Below are 19,936 nucleotides of genomic sequence, written 5' to 3' on the forward strand. Positions count from 1 at the left end.
CGCAGTAGGGATTCAGTGCGATCGGCGAAACGCGCCTTGCTGGACCAGCTCGCACACGGTGCGTACCTCGCCATCCATCGCTCGATCGCGATGCATGAAATCGATATGTTGACGCAGCACGGCATGGGCCTCGCGCACGCGCGTTCCCGCGTGGAAATCACCCACCTCGGCCAGCGCGGACGTGAGCTGCTGCACCTCGGCCACAAACTGCGGGTAGTGTGCATGACCTTCGCGCGGCGCATTGGCAATCTTTTCCGCAATCGCCTGCCAGCCTGCGCGCGCGGCCAGCCTGCGCGCGGCGTTCAACATGGCCTGACGGAAATCGAGCGCCTGCGCGGCGGTGTAGATCTCCAGGGCCAGCACGTGGCTGAGGTCTTCGGTCATTTCCAGCACGTGGCGCGCTTCGTTGGCGCCCATCGAGACATGGTCTTCGGCGTTCGAACTGGTCGGTATCGAATATACGCTGGCCGGATGCGCGCGGGTGGCCAGGTCGTTGACCAGTGCCGCCGCCGTGTACTGCACGATCATGAAGCCGGAATCCGTGCCGTCCTCGTTGCCGGTCAGAAACGCCGGCAGCCCGTCGTTGGTGGCCGGGTCGACCAGCTTGTTGAGGCGCCGCTCGGAAATCGACGCCAGCACGGGAATCGCCGCCTTGACGTAGCTCATCGCCAGCGCCAGCGGCATGCCGTGGAAGTGGCCGGCCGAGATCACCTGATCCTCGATGAACTGCGCATCTTCCGCATCGGGGAAGATCAGCGGGTTGTCGGTGACCGAGTTCAATTCGATATCGATCACCCGACACGCCTGCGCCCACGCGTCGCGCACGGCACCGTGCACCTGTGGCATGCAGCGCAGGCTGTAGGCGTCCTGCGGCTGATGCTTTTTGCCGCCCTTGAACGGCAGAAAACGGCTGTAGAACGCCTCGCGACCGTGCCGCTGGTTGGCCGGCACCCAGTCCCAGCCGATATCGAAGCTCAGCGCCTGATCGTCCGGCTCGCTCCAGGCTTCGGCGCTCCACGGTTTGAAGCGCGGTACCAGGTGATACGGAATATCGACCAGCGTGGAGCCGACCAGCAGCTCGCGCACGTTGGCCGCGGTTTCCACCTGCCCCGGATGCGGGCGCAGCGCGTGCACTTCCGGTCGCAATGCCCCGCTGCGGCCGGCGAACGCGTCGAGCGTCATCGACGCAGCGAGATCGGCGGTGTCCAGCAATTGTTCCAGCGTGTCCAGCGCCAGCGCGGCAGTTGCCAGCATTTGCGCGGTGCCGTTGTTTAGCGCAAGACCTTCCTTGAAGGACAGGCGGATCGGCGAAAGCCCGGCGCGCTTCAGCGCCTCGGCACCAGACACGCGTTCGCCCTGGTAAAACGCCTCGCCGCCGCCCAGCAGCACGATCGCCAGATGCGACAGTGGCGCGAGGTCGCCGCTGGCGCCGACCGAACCTTTTTCCGGCACCACCGGCACCACGCCGGCGTTGAGCATCGCGGTCAGCGCTTCCAGCGTGCTGACCCGAATGCCCGAATGACCGCGCATCAGCGTGTTGATGCGGATCAGCAGCATCGCCCGCACCACTTCCTCGCTGAACGGCTTACCCACGCAAACCGCATGGGTGATGATCAGGTTGTGCTGCAACTCTTCGAGAAGCGTGCCTTCGGTGTCATGCGGCCCGCGTTTGATCAGAGCCGCCCCGGGCAGCTCGTCGCGCAGACGATGCGCGCCGAGCAGCTTGTCGGCGTTGCTGCCGAAGCCGGTCGTGACGCCATAGGTCGGCTCACCGCAGCTGACCTTTTCAGCCAGAAAATCCGCGGCGCGCTGTACGCGCTTGAGCCCGGCAGGGTCCAGTGAAACCTTGTTGCCGGAACGCGCGACGGCGACCAGCTGCGCGCGGCTGAGATGGTTGCCATCGAGAAGAATGGTGTCGGAGTGGCTCAAAGCTGCCTCACAAAAATCGAATACGGTAACCGCCGGCCGCTCGGCCCGCGGTGATAACAAGTTAGGTTGGAGTGAGCGAAGCAAACCCCAACAAATACCTCAACATCCGCAAAGCGTTGGGGCTCGCTTCGCTCACCCCAACCTACGACACTGCTGTTGCAAATAACTGCCTTTTCTCGCGGAATTGGAAAGCGAAACTCAACCCATCGCCGCGGCCTGCTCCAGTTCCACCCGCAGCGTCTTGACAAGCTCGCTGCGCGCCACTTCGAACTGGTCTTCACGGCGCAGATCCTTCACCGTGACCACGCCTTTGGCAATCTCGTCTTCGCCCAGCACGATCACGAAGCGGATGCCTGCGCGATCGGCGTATTTGAACTGCTTGCCGAGCTTGCCACCTTCCAGCACCACTTCGGTGGCGATGCCTGCAGCGCGCAGCTCACCGGCCAACGCGAGATACGCCGGCAACTGCGCCTCGTCCATCTGCGTCACCAGCACATCGACCGTGCTCTTGGCGGTATCGATCAAACCGGCGTCGCGCAGCTGCCAGTAGAGCCGCGTCAGTCCGATCGAAATGCCGACGCCCGGCAAGTGCGACTTGGTGTACTGGCCGGCGAGATTTTCATAACGGCCGCCCGAGCAGATCGAACCGATCTGCGGATGATCGTTGAGCGTGGTTTCGTAAACGGTGCCGGTGTAATAGTCGAGGCCGCGGGCGATCGACAGGTTCAGTACGAAATGCGTCTCCGGCACGCCGAAGGCATGGATCAAACCCAGCACCTCTTTCAGCTCCGCGCGCCCCTGCTCCAGCGCTTCCGGCCCGGCACCTAGCGCATCGAGATGCTCGAAGGCATTTTTCAGCGAGGTCGAACGAATCTGCACGAAGGCAAGAATCTTTTGCGCCACGTCGGCGCTCAGATTGAAGGTCTCGCCGGTCAGCGTATCGCGCACGTAATCGGCGCCGCGCTTGTCCAGCTTGTCCACCTCGCGCAGCACCAGCATCTGCTGCTCGCTGTCGACGATGCCCAGGCTCTCGAAATAACCGCGCATCAGCTTGCGGTTGTTGAGCTGGATGGTGAACGCACCGATGTTCAGCTCGCGGAATACGCTGTAGATCACCGCCGGAATCTCGGCGTCGTAACGTACCGACAGCGCGTCTTTGCCGATCACATCGATATCGCACTGGTAGAACTCGCGGAAGCGACCGCGCTGCGCGCGCTCGCCGCGGTAGACGCGCTGCATCTGATAGCGGCGAAACGGAAAGCTTAGCTCGCGCTCATGCTCGGACACATAACGCGCCAGCGGTACGGTGAGGTCGAAGCGCAGCGCCAGCTCGGGCATGCCTTCTTTGTCGGCCGCATTCAGCGCGCCGGTAGACTGCACGAAGTACACCTGTCGCTCGGTCTCGCCACCGGTCTTGGTGAGCAGCACGTCGGAGTACTCGATCACCGGCGTTTCGATCGGCAGAAAGCCGAAACGCTCGTAATTGCGACGGATCACGTCGAGCATGCGCTGAAATGCGATCTGGTCGAGCGGCAGCAGCTCGAGCACGCCGGGCATGGTGCGGGCCGGGGTAAGCGCCATGAAATCCTCTGCTGACAATAGGGAACGCATGCCGCGCAACGCGCGCGGCGGCAGCCGTCAAGATTAACAGAAGGCAGAGTCCGTTCCGAAGCGATCCTGTACACCTTGGCGTCGCCGGCTGTTGCCAAGGTTGCCGAGCGCCATTAAGATACGCGGCTTACCACGGGGTGTAGCTCAGCCTGGTAGAGCGCTACGTTCGGGACGTAGAAGTCGCAGGTTCGAATCCTGTCTCCCCGACCAAAATTCGATGATCGAGCCGGCCCAGCGCCGGCTTTTTTATGGCCGCCGCTTGCCTCTCGCCAGCTTACTCTGCCGTGGCCGGATCGATGATGGCGTGAATCGGCGTAACCTTGTTGGCCGGAAAGCCGCCCTGCCTGGCGTGTTCACGCACGGTCGCTTCGTCCGGCGCGATGTAGACGCAGTAGATCTTGTCGTCGGTCACGTAGCTCTGCACCCACTGAATGCTGGGACCCATCGCCTGCAGCACCCCGCAGGACGTCTGCGAAATACCTTTCAGTTCGGCGGCGTTTAGCTGGCCGGCCCCAGGGATTTCGCGCTCGATCAGAAATTTTGGCATGGGTCTGGATTCCACGATAGATGGCGGAGGTGCCGCGAGATACGCCGACTTCGCCAACGCGGGTATGCGTGCGAGGCATCGGACTGGCCGTTTGAACGTACTCGCCCGCCACGCCTGAAAAAAGCTGCAGTGCAGCGTTGCAATCCCACCTCACCGCCTCGCCGCAAGGCGAAGCTACGGCATCAAGGCCAGCAGCTGGTCGAGTTCATGCTCGTCGAAACCCGCCTCGCGTCGCGCGGGCAGATTGAACGGGCCGCGCAGGCTGACGCCCATGTATTCGCGCAACAATTCGAAAAAATGCTCGGCGGGATCGACACCGTCACGTTCGCAGCAATAGCGGTACCAGCGCGTACCGGCAGCGACGTGGGCGACTTCCTCACGCAAGATCACTTCGAGGATGGCGACCGTGCGGGTGTCGCCGAGGTGGCGCAGGCGATCGATCATCCCCGGCGTCACATCCAGCCCGCGCGCTTCAAGTACGCGCGGCACCAGCGCCATGCGGGCGGTATCGTTATCCGCGGTTTTCTCGGCCATGGCCCACAGGCCGTCGTGCGCGTCGAAATCGCCATAGGCATGACCGAGCTCGGCGAGCCGGCCGGCGAGCATGGCGAAATGCCGCGCCTCGTCATTGGCGCAGCTGGCCCAGTCGCGGTAGTACGCATCAGGCTTGCCGCGAAAGCGGTACACCGCGTCCCAAGCCAGGTTGATGGCGTTGAATTCGATATGCGCAACGGCATGCACCAACGCGGCACGGCCTTCGGGGCTCCCGAGTCCACGCTGCGGCACCTGGCGCGCGTTGACCAGCCGAGGTTTGGCCGGACGACCCGGTGCACCGATCGGTTCGGGCGCACGCGATGAAGGATCCGCGCGCAGCTGACCGGCCAGCAATGACTCCCAGGTGGTGCGGCTCAGGCAAAGCTTTTCAGCCGGGTCGGCCGCATCGAGGCAGCGCTTGGCGGCGGCGTGGAGATCGGTCATGGAAATTTTCGCAAGCGCCCTTCTCGATCCTCTCCCCGACGGAAGAGGATGCCGAGCATCACGCGGTACGTCGCGCCGCCTTGGCGTCGTCCGAGCGCAGCATCTGGATCTGCTCGAGATAACGATCGTCGAGGCCGGTGACGTATTCGCCGGAAAAACACGAGGTGTCGAAGTGCTTGAGGTCTTCGTTGCCGTCCTGCACGGCCCAGATCAGATCCTCGAGGTTCTGATAGATCAGCCAGTCGGCGCCCAGCGTCTGTTCCACTTCCTTCTCGGTGCGGCCGGCTGCGACCAGTTCGGAAACCGAGGGCATATCGATGCCGTAGACATTGGGGTAGCGCACCGGCGGCGCGGCCGAGGCGAAGTACACGCTCTTGGCGCCGGCGTCGCGAGCCATCTGGATGATCTGCTTCGACGTGGTGCCGCGCACGATGGAGTCGTCCACCAGCAGCACGTTCTTCTTGCGGAATTCCAGGTCGATCGCATTGAGCTTGCGGCGCACCGATTTCACGCGCTCGCCCTGCCCGGGCATGATGAAGGTGCGGCCGATATAGCTGTTCTTGACGAAGCCCTCGCGGAACGGCACGCCCAGCGCACCGGCCAGCGCGCTGGCAACGGTGCGCGCGGTATCGGGAATCGGTATCACCGCGTCGATGCCGTGATCGGGCCGCTCGCGCAGGATCTTTTCGGCCAGCTTTTCACCCATGCGCAGGCGCGCCTTGTACACCGACACGTCCTCGATCATCGAATCGGGCCGCGCCAGATAGACGTATTCGAAGATGCACGGCGCATGCACGGCGCCCTCGGAACAACGACGCGAATACAGCTGACCGCCGTCGGTGATGATTACCGCCTCGCCCGGCAGAATGTCACGCACGCGTTTGAAGCCCAGCACGTCGAACGCGACCGATTCGGAAGCCACCGCATATTCGGTGCCGGTAGCGGTGACACGCTCGCCCAGCACCAGCGGACGGATGCCGTGAGGATCACGGAATGCGATCAAGCCATAGCCCAGCACCAGCGCGATGCAGGCGTAGCCGCCACTGGCGCGCGCGTGCACGCCGGCCACCGCCTTGAAAATATGATCCGGCGTCAGACGCATGCGGTCCTGGATCTGCAGCTCGTGCGCCAGCACGTTGAGCAGCACTTCGGAATCCGAATCGGTGTTGATGTGCCGGCGATCGTCCTCGAACATCTCGCGGCGCAGCGATTCGGTGTTGACCAGATTGCCGTTGTGCGCAAACGCGATGCCGTAGGGCGAATTGACGTAGAACGGCTGCGCTTCGGACGAACCTTCGGAGCCCGCCGTCGGATAGCGGCAGTGGCCGATACCGATGCGCCCGCGCAGTTCGGCCATGGCCGCCTGGCCGAACACGTCGCGCACCAGCCCGTTGCCCTTGTGCAGGCGCAGGCGCGAACCGTCCACGGTGGCGATGCCCGCAGCGTCCTGGCCGCGGTGCTGCAACACGGTCAACCCGTCGTAAAGGGCCGAGGCGACTTCGGTGATACCGACGATACCGATGATTCCGCACATGGTCGTAGCCTGCTTCAGTAATTCGTAGAGGATGGGGCCACGCTGGTCGCGGGGGCCGGTAACGCTGTGCGTGCTGACGAGGGGCTCAGGGGCGAGCCGAAAGTGGGGACGTGCGGCAGCTTGGACAAGTCGGGCATGTGATCGAGCATTTCGGACGGGTGAATCTTATCGAGCATGGCTTCGGGGTGAACGCGATCGCGCAGGCTGGCGGGAATGCTGGTCGGAACCGCCTGCCCCAACCAGGACGCCAAGCCCTGAAACTGCGGTGCCAGCGTCGACTCCCGCCACCACGATTCCTTGGTGAACCCGGTCAGGTCGACCAGAAAGACCAGCACCGAAACGATCAGCACGCCACGGACAAACCCGAACAGCGTGCCGAACAGGCGGTCGACGCCGGACAGGCCTGCGCTCCAGATCAACCGCCTCACCGTAAATCGGATGATCGCGCCCAGTATCAGTACCACCACAAAACAGACGCCGTAGCCGACAAAGGTGCGCAGCGGCACTGAACTGATCGAATGCGCCAGCTGCGCCGTCACTATCGGACCGAAAAGCGCGGTCGCCCAGAATGCCGCCACCCAGATCACCAGCGACAGCACCTCGGCGATCAGCCCGCGGAACAAGCCGATCAATACAGAAAGGGCCAGTACGCCGAGAATGATGCAGTCGGTCCAGTTCATCCCTTCACCTGAGCTGATGACGCATTAGTTGACTGCAACCACCCAAAGCAACGACAAAGCTCAGGGAACCGGAACGATATTGCCCGCGATACCGAGCTTGGCCTTGATCTGGTCGCGAATACGCTCCGCATCGGCACGCTGCGTCTGCGGACCGGCGCGCACACGCCACAGCTGCTTGCCGCCGGCCTGCACCGAATCCACGAAGCCATCGAAGCCGGCGCCACGCAGTTTGTCGCGCAGCGCAGTCGCGTCGCCTTGGTTGCTCATCGCGGCCAGCTGCACGGCAAAACCGCCGGCCCGGGACTTTGTCGTGGCCGGCACAGCGGCGGCCACAGCCGCTTTACTCGCCGAAGCGGAAACAGGTGCCGCGGCGGCGGTAGCGCTCTCCTCGCTGGCATCCTGCTGCAGCCGCGCCGGCACACCCGGCACCGACTGGGTGATCTTCAGACGCGCGGCTTCGGCGGCCGTGCGCGTTTCGAACGGCCCGGCGATCACCACCGTGCGCGGCTGCCCGCCCTGGGTGATCGCGTGGCTGCTTACCGGATAACCCAGTGCCTGTACGCGGCGCTGCAGGCTGGCTGCACCCGCTGCACTGGCATAGGCGCTGAGGTTGATCTTGTAACTGCCGCGCCCACCGACCGGAGCCGCATCATTCGCCAGCGCGGTCTTCGGCGCTTTTTGCGCCGCGGCGCTCACGGCAGCCGGCTTCGCCGCCGGCACGCTGGCCGGCGCCCGGTTCTGCATCGGAATCACCGGCTCGGTCGAGCTGGCGCCGGAACCCGTGATGACCGTGGTCGGCGCCGGCTTTTTGCCGGCCAGCGGGTCGGTTTCCACGTCGCGCGGTCGGCGTGAGCCGATATCCACGGTAGGCAGCTGGCCACTCGCTCCAGGCGGCACCTTCGACGCGCTCGTTTGCGCTGTGGAAGCCGCACTGCTCGGCGCGCCAACGGCGGCGTCGGGGTTGAGGCTCATGGTTTTGGTCTGGAGATCCCGATCCGGTGCGGGCGGAATCGCCAGGCTTACCGCCTGATCACCGCCGGGAGCCGGCGGCTTGCTGGAAAAAAGCATCGGTACGAACAGAACCAGCAGTGCTAGCAGGACGGCGGCACCCAGCAGGCGTGTTTTCAAGACGTGGCTCCAAAGCGGCAAACGCAATACGAAACACGGCGATTATACCTGCCCGCGTCGCCCACCACGTTCAATCGGCTAACGCGGGTTTATCCAGCGCCGCCGCCATCACGGCGCTGGCCACGAAAAACGAGCCGAACGCCAGAATGCGCTCGCCCGGCTGCGCAAGCCCCCGAGCTGCCGACAGTGCGCTCGCTACATTGGCATGCGCGTCGAACGACGCCTGCGGTAGCGCCAGATCGAGCCGCTTTACCAGCTCTTCCGCCGACAGGCCGCGGGGCGTATCGGCATCCAGGCCGGCCAGGTGCCAGTGATCGATACGCCGGCCCAGCGCCGTTAGCACACCATTCACATCTTTATCGGCCAGCGCACCGTACACCGCATGCACGCGGGCTCGCGGCTGTGCATCCAGCCACTGCGCCAGCGCCCGTGCCGCCTGCGGATTGTGGCCTACATCCACCAGCAAGACCGGATTGCCACCCAGCGACTGCAGTCGGGCAGGCACGCGAACCGATCGCAGGGCCAGACTCACCGCCGCGAAAAAATCCTTCGACGGCAGCGATACGTCATCGGCGAACAGGGCATACAGCGCTGCAATCGCCGCCGCCGCGTTCGCATATTGAACCGGGGCCGCCAGCGCCGGATCGGGCAAGACCATCGCCAGACCATCGCGGTGCTGCCAGCGCCAACCGGTGTCCAGACGCTGCGTCGAGAAATCGATGCCCGCGCGCTGCACGTTCGCTCCGATGCCCGCCAGCGCATCAAGAAGGCCCGCCGGCGGATCGATCTCGCCGACGATGACCGGATGCCCGGCCCGCGCGATGCCCGCCTTCTCGCGGCCGATACTGTCGCGGTCGGGACCCAACCAGTCCATGTGATCGAGGTCCACCGTCGTCACGATGGCGACGTCGGCATCGACGATGTTCACCGCATCGAGGCGTCCGCCCAAACCCACCTCGAGAATGGCCACGTCCAAATCGGCGCGGGAAAAAATATCGAATGCGGCCAGCGTGCCGAATTCGAAATAGGTCAGCGGGATTTCCGTTTGCTTTGCGCCGTCGTGCGTAAGCGCCAGACGCGCCGATTCGATGCGCTCGAACGATGCCGTCAACGTCGCATCATCGGCATCCACCCCGTCGATGCGCACGCGTTCGTTGTAATGCATCAAATGCGGCGACGTGAAGCTTCCGACGCGCATGCCGGCCGCCCTCAGCATCGCTTCAAGAAATGCTACCGTCGAGCCTTTGCCATTGGTGCCACCGACCGTGATCACCCGACGCGCCGGCGCCACCGCGCCCATCCGCTGCCATACCGCGCGCACCCGATCGAGCCCCAGCTCGATGCTGCGCAGGTTGACCTGTTCCTGATACGACAGCCATTCGGCGAGAGTGCGGGTCATGCAACGATCTTTATGGAAAGCCTGCGTACAGTTTAGCCTTCCGGCCGCGTGCTTCGATCATCCAGCGGCCGAAGCCAGAAACGAAGACGGTGCAAAGTCGGCGTGATATCCCCGATCTCTGTCCAATCCAGATGGCAGAACATCGTCTCCTGCCGCCGATAGCCGCGCTTGCGCCAGAACGCGTCATTGGATCGATAGTGCGGCGGGCGCCGAGGATCGTCGGCGTCACGCTCGACCGCGCAGAACGCCGTGCAGCGAAATCCGCCAAGCCGACGCGCATGCGCCTCGCGCTCGTCGAAAAATCGATGGCCGAGGCCCTGACCGCGATACGCGTTCAACAGCACCGATTCGCCAAAGTAGAAAACCTCGTCCACCGCCATGCCTTGCTCGCGAAACGGCCGCTGGAACGGGTCGCCGTCATCGGCCAAAGGGAGGCCGCTGGAAGCGCCAACCACCCTTTCGCCATCGAACGCCAGCACGAATAGGCTGCGCGGCGAACGCGCGTAAGCGGAGAGATAATCACGCTCGTATGCGGCATCCCCTTCATACAGATACGGATAGTCGCGAAACACGGCAGTGCGCAAGCGCGACAAGTCATCCAGGTAGGGCGCGACGGCTTCACCCACGCACGTAGTCACGCTAACGGCCATGGGTCAGCCGCCTGTAACCTGGGCGATCCAGTCATTGAGGTTGTAATAGTTGCTGACGCGGGAAATACGACCATCCCGAATGTCGAAGAACGCGCCGCCCGGCAACACGTAGCGCTGGTTTTTCGCCGGGGGAAGCCCCTCGTCGTCGGCCAGATAAACCCCGTGCACTTCGTACTCGGCCGCGGCGCGCAGACCGTCGGCGGATGCCATGACCACGATCTTCTGCAGCTGCTCGCTGTAGCTGCCCTGCATGCGCCCGAGAAACGCGCGAAACGCGTCGAGTCCCTGCTCACGTGGCCCCTGGTTGAGATCGTGCGCCACATCATCGGTGAGGCAGGCCAGCATCGCTTCCCAGTCGGCGCGATTGAACGCGTCGTAATAGTGCTCGATCAGCGCCTTGGTATCGGACATGCTTTCAGCCTCCGTCTTGGTCGGACGAACAGCTTAAAGCATCGAGAGACTCAGGTAAGACGCGGCTTGCGTTCTGCGGGCATCCGACCAGGCGCGCCGTTCGGCGCACTCAGCCGAACAGATGGATACCGCTGTAGTGCAAGGCCATATACATGCCGAACGCGGTCCAGAACATTTTCTTCAGCGCCTTGCCAGCGAGAAACGCGATCAGCAGGGCAAACATCAGCGGCACATACTTTTCCAGCTTGCCGAACAGGTCGTTGACGCGAGTGTCGCTGCCGCCGTTATTGAATACGTTCATGCGTGTTCTCCTGCACCGTACCCGTTGCGTATGGCGCCTTGATGGATGAAGAAAAGCGGTTTGTTCGCGAGATCACCGAAATGGCGTCGATCAGCCCGGCAACAGCAAGCTGGCCTGCCAGAGGGCGAACGTGATCGACGCCGTGATAAAGCTGGCGCCCAGCATGGCCAGGGGCTTATTGAAGATCGGATGAGCAATGAGGGTTTTCATGGAAGTTCTCCGGCACCACCGTGGTACGTGGAGAAATAATCCATCTTCCATCCCGGCGAAAGCAGAGGCAGCCGTCAGTCATCGGCAGTGACACTCGTCATCACGATGGCGCACACCGTATTGAACCAATGACGACATACGCTAGTCTCAAAAGAAACCTACTGCCCCGTTTGTGTTGCTCATGATCAAGCCAGACATTCCTCTCAATGAAAACGAGCGTATCGCTGCCCTGAAGCGCTACCGCATTCTCGATACGCTGGCTGAGGACGCCTACGACGACTTGCTAAACATCCTCGCCGGCATTTGTGGGGCACCGATGGGGGCCGTTACCCTTGTTGACGAGGATCGCCAGTGGTTCAAAGCCAAGCTGGGCCTTGAGGTATCGCAAACGCCGCGAAGCGACTCGTTTTGCGCCCACGCCATGTTGCAGCCCAGCGAGCTGATGGTGGTGGAGGATGCAGAAAGAGATCCGCGCTTCTTCGACAATCCGCTGGTCACGGGCGAAACGAATATCCGCTTCTACGCCGGCGCGCCGCTGACCAGCAGCGACGGCCATGCGCTCGGGGCGTTGTGTGTAATGGATCACGAACCGCGGAGGCTCACTTCGTTTCAGAAATCGGCGCTTAGCGCCCTGTCACGTCAGGCCAGCGCGCTGATGGAGCTTCGCCTCAGCACGCGGGAGCTGCGCCATCAGCTGAGCGAGCGCGAATGGTACGAGCAGCGGCTGCAGGAACATCGCGACGCGCTGGAATTGCAGAATGCCCAGCTGATCGCACAGACGCGCGCCGACCCACTCACCGGCCTGGCCAACCGGCGCGCCTTCAACGCCCAGCTGGACGCCGAGCTGGCGCGCTCGAAGGCGCTCGGCAGCCCGCTCGCGCTAGCCATGTGCGATATCGATTATTTCAAAAAAATCAACGACACGTTTGGCCACCCCGCCGGCGATCAAGTGTTGATCGAGTTGGCGCTGATGCTCCAGCAAGCGCTTGGCGAGGGCGCGATGGCCGCACGCTGCGGCGGCGAGGAATTCGCCCTGCTGCTTCCCCAGTTCGATATCGCAGATGCCTCAGCGCTGTGCGAATCGATACGACTGACTACGCCGATGCTGCCGGTGATGACGCCGATCACACTGAGTCTAGGGCTCGCCATAGCGCATGCGGACGACACGCCTGAAAACCTCTACAGGCGAGCCGACAAACTGCTTTATGCCGCCAAGGAAAGCGGACGCAATCGGCTCATGCTGGACTCGTAAACAGCGACGCCTTAAACGCTCAGACCAGAGCGTCCTCGGCCGCCACGAAACCACCGGTCTGGCGCTGCCACAGTCGGGCATACAGGCCGCGTTGGGCAATCAGCTCGGCATGCGTACCGGTTTCGACGATGCGTCCTTTGTCCAGCACCACCAGCCGGTCCATTCGCGCGATGGTGGACAACCGGTGCGCGATGGCGATCACGGTCTTGCCCTGCATCAAAATATCCAGGCTGTCCTGGATCGCCGCTTCGGCTTCGGAATCGAGCGCGGAGGTGGCTTCGTCCAGCACCAGGATCGGCGCGTCCTTCAGCAGCACGCGCGCAATGGCGATGCGCTGACGCTGACCGCCGCTGAGTTTGACGCCGCGCTCGCCCACCAGCGCGTCATAACCGAAACGGCCTTCGCCATCGACCAGCTGCGGAATGAATTCATCGGCGCGCGCTTTGCGAACCGCCTCGAGCACCTGCGCCTCGCTCGCATCTGGACGTCCATACAGGATGTTGTCGCGGATCGAGCGGTGCAGCAGCGAGGTATCCTGGGTGACCACGCCAATCTGCGAGCGCAGGCTCTCCTGCGACACCTGCGCAATGTCCTGATCGTCGATCAGAATGCGACCGCTCTCCAGGTCGTAGAGGCGTAGCAACACGTTGACCAGCGTCGACTTGCCCGCGCCGGACGGCCCGACCACGCCGATCTTTTCACCGGCACGCACGGCGAGATTCAGGCCCGCAATTACACCGCCCTGCTTGCCGTAGTGAAAGTGGATGTCCTCGAAGCGCACGTCGCCGCGCGTCACCGCCAGCGGCTTCGCGCCCTCGTTATCCTGCACCGCGCGCGGCTGCGAAATCGTGGTGATGCCGTCCTGCACCGTACCCACGTTTTCGAAAATGCCGTTGACCACCCACATGATCCAGCCGGACATGTTGTTGATGCGGATCACCAGCCCGGTCGACAGCGCGATCGCACCGACGGTGACCTTGCCTTCGCTCCACAGCCAGATCGCCAGCCCGGTCGTACCCACGATCAGAAACCCGTTGAGGATGGTGATGCTGGCATCCATCGCCGTGGTAAGCCGGGTCATGTGGCGCAGCTTGCCGGTCTGCTCGCCCATCGCATCGGCGACGTAAGCCTCCTCGCGCCGGGTATGCGCAAAGAGTTTCAGCGTGAGGATGTTGCTGTAGCCGTCGACAATACGACCCATCATCTTCGAGCGCGCCTCGGACGCCAGCCAGGACCGCTGCTTGATGCGCGGAATGAAATACGCCATCAGGCCGATATAGGCGAGCAGCCAGACCAACAGCGGCACCGCAAGCCACGTGTCGGCCTTGGCGAACAGCACGATCGCGCTGCCGGTGTAGATGGTCACGTACCAGAGCGCGTCCACGATCTGCACCGCCGACTCGCGCAGGCTGGAGCCGGTCTGCATGATGCGATTGGCAATGCGTCCGGCAAAATCGTTCTGGAAGAAGCCAAGGCTCTGCCGGATCACGTAACGATGGTTCTGCCAGCGAATGCGATTGGTCAGGCTAGGCACGATGGCCTGATTCACCAGCAAGTCGTGCAGGCTGCTCAATACAGGCCGTGCGACCAACGCCACCAGGCCCATCAAGATCAGCTCATGCCCGTGCAAGCGGAAAAAATCCGGTCCCGGCAGGCCCTTGGTCATATCGACAATGCTGCCGATGAAGCCGAACAGCGAGACCTCGACGATCGCCACACCGAAACCGACGACGATCGCAGCCAGAAACACCGGCCACACCTGGCGCAGATAGAACGCGTAAAAACGCCACACCGGCTTCGGCGGCATGCCGTCGGAGGGCTCTTTGAACGCATCGATCAGGGATTCGAACCAGCGAAAAATCATGAAAGCTCCATAGGCTGCAGGCGCCCATTGTGCTGGAAGCGCTCCACTGCAGAAGTGACGGATATGGGGTCGACGCCCCGAAAATCACGCGGCGATGCCACGCGCGAACTTCGGCGGCAAGTTGGCATTGCGCGGGCAGGATCGAACCCAACTATCAGCCCAATGGCAAAACCTGCTGTCCCGATCGATCGCGCCGCGATGCCAGCCTATCGGCCAATCGCGTCGGCTCGGGCAATTTGTAGCGCGTGCAGCAGGCCAGCACGAGATCCGGCGCGCTTGCCTGACTCACACGATGCCCGGGCGAAACGATCAGCGGCTTGATCCGATCCTTGCTGCGCAACACGGTGCCAATGCGTTTACCGCGATAGATAAGATCGGTGCGATCCCCGCGCAGCGGTCCCAGTTCGGCGTGATGCCCGACCAGAATTGATTTGGCCACGCCGATGGTGGGCAAACCGGTGATCACGCCCAGATGCGCCGCGATGCCCAGACCGCGCGGATGCGCCACGCCAAGACCGTCAACGAAAATCAGGTCCGGCGGCTGCGGCAGTTCGGCCAACGCATGGAGTACCGCGGGCAGCTCGCGAAACGACAGCAGCCCCGGGATATACGGCATCCGCGTCGGCCGTCGGGCAATGACCTCCGCCAGCGGCTGCAGGGTTTGCGCATTGATCAGCACGGCGGCGGCCCTTGTGATCGCACCGTCCTCCTCAAAGCCCACGTCGACGCCGGCTAGCAGGCGCAACGGCGGATAGTCGTCCTCAAGACGCACGCGATGCGCAAGTTCGGTTTGGAGCGCGCGGGCGCGCGCGACGTCGCCGTCCCAGGCCAGCGTTTCGCCGGTGTCGAAGTGTGGCTGTGGCCAGCCGTGTGGGCTCGACGCATCGTCGTCTTGCTCGGTCATATCCGCGAGACTGAGCAAACGAGTCTGAACGCGGCGTCAAAGCGAGCGCCTCACGACCGTCATTTCGGTTGACCGACCGCGGCCAGGACCGGATCATCGCCGGATGCCCAACTCGCTTCGCTATCTTTTCATTCTTCTGCTGACCTTTTCAGGCAGCATCGCCGTGGCGCAGGATGCGCCGGCCAGCAGCGCGTCCGCCGCCCAGCCTGCGCTGACGCCGGTGCAGACGCTGACCCAGCTACGCAGCGAACTGGACAACATCAAGAGTTCGGTCGATGCGAAAAAACCGGACACGCCACTGAACGATCTGCGCACCAGCGCACTCGCCGTGCAGCAGAAAGCCGAACAGCTTGCCACCAGTCTGGCACCACAGGATGCCAGCCTGCAGACGCGTCTGGACGTGCTTGGCCCCGCACCAGCCAAGGGTGCACCGCCGGAATCGTCGGAACTCAGCGCCCAAAGGCGGCAGCTGACCAAGGCCAAGAACGAACTGGACGGCCAGATCAAACAGGCCAATTCACTCAGTACCGAAGCGACGCAGCTGGCCGCGCATGTGTCCGATATGCGCCGCGATCAATTCCAGGCCTCGCTGGCATCGCGAACGGCCACGCCGTTCAGCGGTGCGTTCTGGGCCGATCCGGCACAGGCGTTCCCCGACGATCTGGCGCGTGCGAAACTCTTGAAAAGCAATGTCGCCGATGCCGTATCCACGGCGTGGCAGCTGCCCAACCGCACCCCGTTCATCCTGTGCCTGATCTTTGCCGTGCTGCTGATGACGGTGGTGCGCTGGCTGATCGAAAGAACGCTGGTGCACCTGACCACAAGCAGCATGCCCGCGGGGCGTCTGCGCCGCAGCGCGCTGGCCGTGACGATCGCTCTGGCCTACACCCTGACCGTCGGACTGGCAGCGCATTTTGCGTACGAGGCGCTGAACTGGAACGACACCCTCAGCGACGACCTTGCCGACCTGGGCCAGAAGCTGGCGCGCCTAGTGACGTTCGCGGCGTTTCTTACCGGCCTTGGCCGCGCCATATTGTCGACGCAGCGACCGTCATGGCGATTGCCTTCGCTATCTGATGACGCTGCGCAGCGCCTGCGCCTGTTCCCCTGGCTGTTGGGTGCCGCGGCGTTTCTACTGGGCCTGCTGGAAAGCGTGATCAGCGCCATCGGTTTGAGCCTGCCGGCCACCGTGGCGACGCGCGGGTTTGTCGCCACCTTGATTGCCGTGCTGTTTGCCGATGCGCTGATTCGGCTGGGCAAGTCACGCCGCGTCATGCTGGCCTCGGGTGAAGAACCGAGCCAGCGGCCGGTCTGGGTAGGACTGATTGTGGCGGCGGCCTTCGTTTCCGTCGGCCTCACCTTGCTCGGCGTTGCATCGGGCTATATCGCGTTCGCTTTTTTCATGGCGCGGCAGATGCTATGGGTCGGCGTGATCCTCACGGCGCTGTATCTGGTGATGCACCTGGTCGACGATATTTTCGACACGATTTTTGCGCCCAAGGGGCGCACCGGGAAACGCCTGCAGGCCAGCTTCGGCATGCCTGCCAGAGCGCTCGAACAGATCGGCACGGTGCTGTCCGGCATCACCCGCGCGATTTTGTTGCTGATGTCTATTGCGTTCGTGCTGGCGCCCTTCGGCGCGGGCCCATCGGAACTGGCCGATCGTGCCGGCGCGCTGCTGTCGTCGGGAGGTTCGCTGGGCGAGCTGAAAATTGTCCCGGGCAATATTTTTGCGGCACTGCTGGTATTCGGTACCGGCTGGGTGGTGTTGCGCATCGTCAAGCGCTGGCTGAGCGAACAGCTGCTGCCGAAAACCTCGTTCGATCTGGGCATGCAGAACTCGGTGCTCACCCTGATCGGCTACGTCGGCGGCGTGCTCATTTTCGTACTGACCCTGGTCGAGCTGAAGGTCAATCTGACCAGCATCACCTGGATGGCCAGCGCCCTTTCGGTCGGTATCGGTTTCGGCCTGCAGGCGATCGTGCAGAACTTCATCTCCGGCCTGATTCTGCTGGCCGAGCGCCCGGTGAAGGTGGGCGACTGGGTCAGTATCGGTGGCGTGGAAGGCGACATCCGCCGCATCAACGTGCGCGCCACCGAAATTCAGATGGGCGATCGTTCGACCATGATCGTGCCGAACTCGCAGTTCATCACCCAGAACGTGCGCAACGTGACTCTCGCCAACGCGCAGGGCCGCGTACACATCACGCTGCCTATGCCGCTGGATACCGATGCCGGCAGGGCGCGTGAAATCATTCTCGATGTGCTCAATGCGCATGCTTCGACCCTGGCGACGCCGGCACCCGTGGTGCGGCTGGACAATCTCGATGCGGGCACCATGACCTTCGACTGCACGGCCTATGTCAACAGTCCGCGCGACGTCAGCGCGGTGAAAAGCGATCTGCTGTTCGAAACACTCGAACGTCTGCGCGACGCCAAACTGCCGATGACCAGCCCGCAAAGCATGGTGGTACGCACGCTTCCCTCTCCACAGGTCGGCGACGACAACCACGACGACAAGGATTGAGAGAAACGAAGGCCTGCTCGACGCCACCTTCGCTCGTGGAATTTGAAGAAAATCCCGCCACTCACCGTGGAGATTGTGCGTGACGACCGCTACGCCCGACGGCAGCTCTATCATTCCCTGCCTACGCTACCGCGACGTGCGCACCGCATTCGCAAAGGGTTTGGGGTCGCACCCGCCATGCGATCTATCAAAACGACCACGGTTAGGCAATCCAAAGGGCCATGCGGAGACGTTGAACAGGCTCTTAATCAGCCGGCGGCCGTTCGCCACGCCTCAGTCGACGTGCTGTGCCACGGTGGACGCAGGTGCGACCATCAGCGCCTGCGCCGGCGCTTTAATCGAGGAGTCAGGTCGCGCCTGGGCGTACATTTCCCAGCTGATCTGCTTGAGCAGGGCGCGCGGGTCGTCGCCGTGCATATACAAATCCGCGTGCGTTTTCCCGGGCAGATAGCGAAAGTCGGTTTTGGCGTGCAGCCCGTCCAGCACCGCCTGCAGTCTGTGCACCGCGCCGTCCAGATAGTACGTGTCGGCGGTACCGACCATCACGTGGATTTTGCCTTCGAGGTCGGGCTCGAGCTTTGGCCAGTCGGCCTGCAGCCGATGGGCAATGTCGTAGTGATCCCGCCAGTACGCGGCGACTGCCGGATCGACCGTGCCGGTGTCCCGATCGAACAGCAGGGCCGGCCGACCATCGTCGTTGCGCGGCGAAAACACCCATTCGTAAGACGACATCTGGCCACCGTACGCACCCAGCACGCGCTCCAGCCTGACCGAATCCTCGAAGGTCCCCTGCACTTTTCCGTTCAGCCGCTCCAGCGGCCACAGCGTGCCGTCCGGCCGACGATAGACGTTGGCGTGCGGCGCGTACAAATTGACGCCTGAGAAATCATGAAAGTCCACCGGGTCCGGCGACGTCGACCAGGTACCGCCAAATAGTTTCGGGTAATTGATCTGCAGCCACAGCGTTGCCCAGCCGCCGGACGAGTGGCCGGTGAGAAACCGTCCTGATGCTTTCGCATCCATGCGGTAATGCGATTCGAGCGCGGGAATCAGCTCGGTTGTCAGCGCCTTGCCCCACGGTCCGTTATTGACCGAGTCGGCAAATTCATGCGTGCCGGTGGGGCCGGACTCATCCAGAAAAACCCAGATCATCGGCGGCATCTGTCCCTTGACCATATCCAGATGTACGCCAACCAGGGTGTTGATCAGCCGCTCCTCGCTGCCGCCGAAGCCGTGGGTGTAATAGACCGTGGGAAAATGGGCGTTACCGCTGGTTTCATAACCCGGCGGCGTCAGCACCCAGCCGCGCATATGGATGGGCCGGCCCCAGAACGCGGATAGCACCGTGCTCACCCTATCGATCGGCTTGGTATGCGCACGCGCGTCCGGCGCGGCTGCCTGCAGATCGGGCGCCGACGTCATCTGCCACGGGTACGGCTCGGACTGCACGCGCACCAGCCTGAGCGTCGAGGGCGTGATGGCGGGCAGATGCACGCTGATCACCGGGCTGACCAGATCGCCGGCGCTGCGTCCGCTGTAATTGTAGTTGTGATCCAGATCGAGCACGGCCTGCAAGAGGTATTCGCCCGGCGGCAGGCTCGAGAAGCTCCTGGGAAACGCCTGATTGTCCGTGTCGATGGTGACGCTTTGCCGCGGCGCCAGCCGGCTCACTTCACGCGACGCCACCGCCGTGCGCATGGGGTAGAGCGGATCGGCGTCGACGCTTTCGACCTTGCCATTTTTGGCTGCCTTGCGCGCCGCCGTGGCTTCGGTAGCGAACAACAGCAACCGGCCGGACACCGGCTGCGTCGCCGCCCCGTCCAGTTCCACCTTGAAGATCGGCGGGGTCACCCCGGCATGCCAGCGCAGCGCCAGGGCCGACGCGAGCATGGCCAGTACGACCACCAGGGACAACGTCAGAGCGATCCATACCGACTTGCGCATGCCAAGCTTTTCCAATGATTTCCATCTACTCAACGCGGCATGTCGCACGTTGGGATACGAGAAACCT

General features: G+C 63.2%; 16 protein-coding genes and 1 tRNA gene. 3 read left to right on the plus strand and 14 right to left on the minus strand.

Annotated features, from left to right (window positions below; all coding sequences use genetic code 11):
* Positions 1-12: 12 nt before the first annotated feature.
* Together HDE78_RS17040 and hisS are read right to left on the minus strand one after the other, a co-directional pair.
* A complete protein-coding gene (locus HDE78_RS17040; RefSeq protein ID WP_179481679.1) occupies positions 13-1,929 on the minus strand; it encodes an aromatic amino acid ammonia-lyase in 1,917 nt (638 codons plus the stop codon).
* 198 nt (positions 1,930-2,127) lie between these two features.
* A complete protein-coding gene (gene hisS / locus HDE78_RS17045) occupies positions 2,128-3,510 on the minus strand; it encodes a histidine--tRNA ligase (RefSeq protein ID WP_179481681.1) in 1,383 nt (460 codons plus the stop codon).
* A 163-nt stretch (positions 3,511-3,673) separates the two neighbouring features.
* Here hisS and HDE78_RS17050 point away from each other — a divergent pair.
* Positions 3,674-3,750: transfer RNA gene (locus tag HDE78_RS17050), tRNA-Pro, on the plus strand.
* A gap of 64 nt (positions 3,751-3,814) precedes the next feature.
* Here the strand turns inward: HDE78_RS17050 and HDE78_RS17055 are convergent.
* From HDE78_RS17055 to HDE78_RS17095, 9 genes are all read right to left on the minus strand, one after another.
* Positions 3,815-4,087 (minus strand): DUF4242 domain-containing protein, encoded by a 273-nt coding sequence (locus tag HDE78_RS17055; RefSeq protein WP_179481683.1) that lies wholly within the window; start codon positions 4,085-4,087, stop codon positions 3,815-3,817.
* Between the two features lie 174 nt (positions 4,088-4,261).
* On the minus strand, positions 4,262-5,065 hold the full coding sequence (locus HDE78_RS17060; RefSeq protein WP_179481685.1) for a ferritin-like domain-containing protein: 804 nt from the start codon (positions 5,063-5,065) through the stop codon (positions 4,262-4,264).
* A 58-nt stretch (positions 5,066-5,123) separates the two neighbouring features.
* Positions 5,124-6,599 (minus strand): amidophosphoribosyltransferase, encoded by a 1,476-nt coding sequence (gene purF, locus HDE78_RS17065; protein ID WP_179481687.1) that lies wholly within the window; start codon positions 6,597-6,599, stop codon positions 5,124-5,126.
* Between the two features lie 14 nt (positions 6,600-6,613).
* Complete coding sequence (locus HDE78_RS17070) at positions 6,614-7,279, minus strand: CvpA family protein (protein WP_179481689.1); 666 nt, start codon at positions 7,277-7,279, stop codon at positions 6,614-6,616.
* Between the two features lie 60 nt (positions 7,280-7,339).
* Positions 7,340-8,407, minus strand: coding sequence for an SPOR domain-containing protein (locus HDE78_RS17075; protein WP_179481691.1), 1,068 nt, complete (start codon positions 8,405-8,407; stop codon positions 7,340-7,342).
* A 70-nt stretch (positions 8,408-8,477) separates the two neighbouring features.
* Entirely contained in the window at positions 8,478-9,806 is a 1,329-nt protein-coding gene (gene folC / locus HDE78_RS17080) for a bifunctional tetrahydrofolate synthase/dihydrofolate synthase (protein WP_179481693.1), read from the minus strand.
* Positions 9,807-9,838: 32 nt separating this feature from the next.
* Positions 9,839-10,456, minus strand: a complete 618-nt coding sequence (locus HDE78_RS17085) for a GNAT family N-acetyltransferase (RefSeq protein WP_179481695.1) — start codon at positions 10,454-10,456, stop codon at positions 9,839-9,841.
* A gap of 3 nt (positions 10,457-10,459) precedes the next feature.
* Positions 10,460-10,867, minus strand: a complete 408-nt coding sequence (locus tag HDE78_RS17090; RefSeq protein ID WP_179481697.1) for a ketosteroid isomerase-related protein — start codon at positions 10,865-10,867, stop codon at positions 10,460-10,462.
* Positions 10,868-10,976: 109 nt separating this feature from the next.
* Entirely contained in the window at positions 10,977-11,168 is a 192-nt protein-coding gene (locus HDE78_RS17095) for a hypothetical protein (RefSeq protein ID WP_179481699.1), read from the minus strand.
* 391 nt (positions 11,169-11,559) lie between these two features.
* Here HDE78_RS17095 and HDE78_RS17100 point away from each other — a divergent pair, with 391 nt between their 5' ends.
* Positions 11,560-12,630, plus strand: a complete 1,071-nt coding sequence (locus HDE78_RS17100) for a diguanylate cyclase (protein WP_179481701.1) — start codon at positions 11,560-11,562, stop codon at positions 12,628-12,630.
* A 19-nt stretch (positions 12,631-12,649) separates the two neighbouring features.
* Here the strand turns inward: HDE78_RS17100 and HDE78_RS17105 are convergent, their stop codons facing one another.
* Positions 12,650-14,491: an ABC transporter ATP-binding protein gene (locus HDE78_RS17105; protein ID WP_179481779.1), complete on the minus strand. Its 1,842-nt coding sequence runs from the start codon at positions 14,489-14,491 to the stop codon at positions 12,650-12,652.
* 157 nt (positions 14,492-14,648) lie between these two features.
* Entirely contained in the window at positions 14,649-15,398 is a 750-nt protein-coding gene (nfi, locus tag HDE78_RS17110; protein ID WP_179481703.1) for a deoxyribonuclease V, read from the minus strand.
* 103 nt (positions 15,399-15,501) lie between these two features.
* On the opposite strand from nfi, the gene HDE78_RS17115 reads away from it, so the two are divergent.
* The gene (locus HDE78_RS17115) at positions 15,502-17,925 is read left to right on the plus strand and encodes a DUF3772 domain-containing protein (RefSeq protein ID WP_179481705.1); all 2,424 of its coding nucleotides are present in this window, start codon (positions 15,502-15,504) and stop codon (positions 17,923-17,925) included.
* A gap of 273 nt (positions 17,926-18,198) precedes the next feature.
* On the opposite strand, the gene HDE78_RS17120 is transcribed toward HDE78_RS17115, so the two are convergent.
* The gene (locus HDE78_RS17120; protein ID WP_255457875.1) at positions 18,199-19,815 is read right to left on the minus strand and encodes an alpha/beta hydrolase-fold protein; all 1,617 of its coding nucleotides are present in this window, start codon (positions 19,813-19,815) and stop codon (positions 18,199-18,201) included.
* Positions 19,816-19,936: the final 121 nt, after the last annotated feature.

Origin of the sequence: Rhodanobacter sp. K2T2 (genome assembly GCF_013408815.1) — a bacterium.
Taxonomy (GTDB): Bacteria; Pseudomonadota; Gammaproteobacteria; order Xanthomonadales; family Rhodanobacteraceae; genus Rhodanobacter.

What these genes read in the sequence shown, in the direction of transcription:
- hisS (WP_179481681.1), bottom strand. Translation starts at nt 3,510, where the DNA reads ATGGCGCTTACCCCGGCCCGCACCATGCCCGGCGTGCTCGAGCTGCTG.
- HDE78_RS17055 (WP_179481683.1), bottom strand. Translation starts at nt 4,087, where the DNA reads ATGCCAAAATTTCTGATCGAGCGCGAAATCCCTGGGGCCGGCCAGCTA.
- HDE78_RS17060 (WP_179481685.1), bottom strand. Translation starts at nt 5,065, where the DNA reads ATGACCGATCTCCACGCCGCCGCCAAGCGCTGCCTCGATGCGGCCGAC.
- purF (WP_179481687.1), bottom strand. Translation starts at nt 6,599, where the DNA reads ATGTGCGGAATCATCGGTATCGTCGGTATCACCGAAGTCGCCTCGGCC.
- HDE78_RS17070 (WP_179481689.1), bottom strand. Translation starts at nt 7,279, where the DNA reads ATGAACTGGACCGACTGCATCATTCTCGGCGTACTGGCCCTTTCTGTA.
- folC (WP_179481693.1), bottom strand. Translation starts at nt 9,806, where the DNA reads ATGACCCGCACTCTCGCCGAATGGCTGTCGTATCAGGAACAGGTCAAC.
- HDE78_RS17085 (WP_179481695.1), bottom strand. Translation starts at nt 10,456, where the DNA reads ATGGCCGTTAGCGTGACTACGTGCGTGGGTGAAGCCGTCGCGCCCTAC.
- HDE78_RS17090 (WP_179481697.1), bottom strand. Translation starts at nt 10,867, where the DNA reads ATGTCCGATACCAAGGCGCTGATCGAGCACTATTACGACGCGTTCAAT.
- HDE78_RS17095 (WP_179481699.1), bottom strand. Translation starts at nt 11,168, where the DNA reads ATGAACGTATTCAATAACGGCGGCAGCGACACTCGCGTCAACGACCTG.
- HDE78_RS17100 (WP_179481701.1), top strand. Translation starts at nt 11,560, where the DNA reads ATGATCAAGCCAGACATTCCTCTCAATGAAAACGAGCGTATCGCTGCC.
- nfi (WP_179481703.1), bottom strand. Translation starts at nt 15,398, where the DNA reads ATGACCGAGCAAGACGACGATGCGTCGAGCCCACACGGCTGGCCACAG.
- HDE78_RS17115 (WP_179481705.1), top strand. Translation starts at nt 15,502, where the DNA reads ATGCCCAACTCGCTTCGCTATCTTTTCATTCTTCTGCTGACCTTTTCA.
- HDE78_RS17120 (WP_255457875.1), bottom strand. Translation starts at nt 19,815, where the DNA reads ATGCTCGCGTCGGCCCTGGCGCTGCGCTGGCATGCCGGGGTGACCCCG.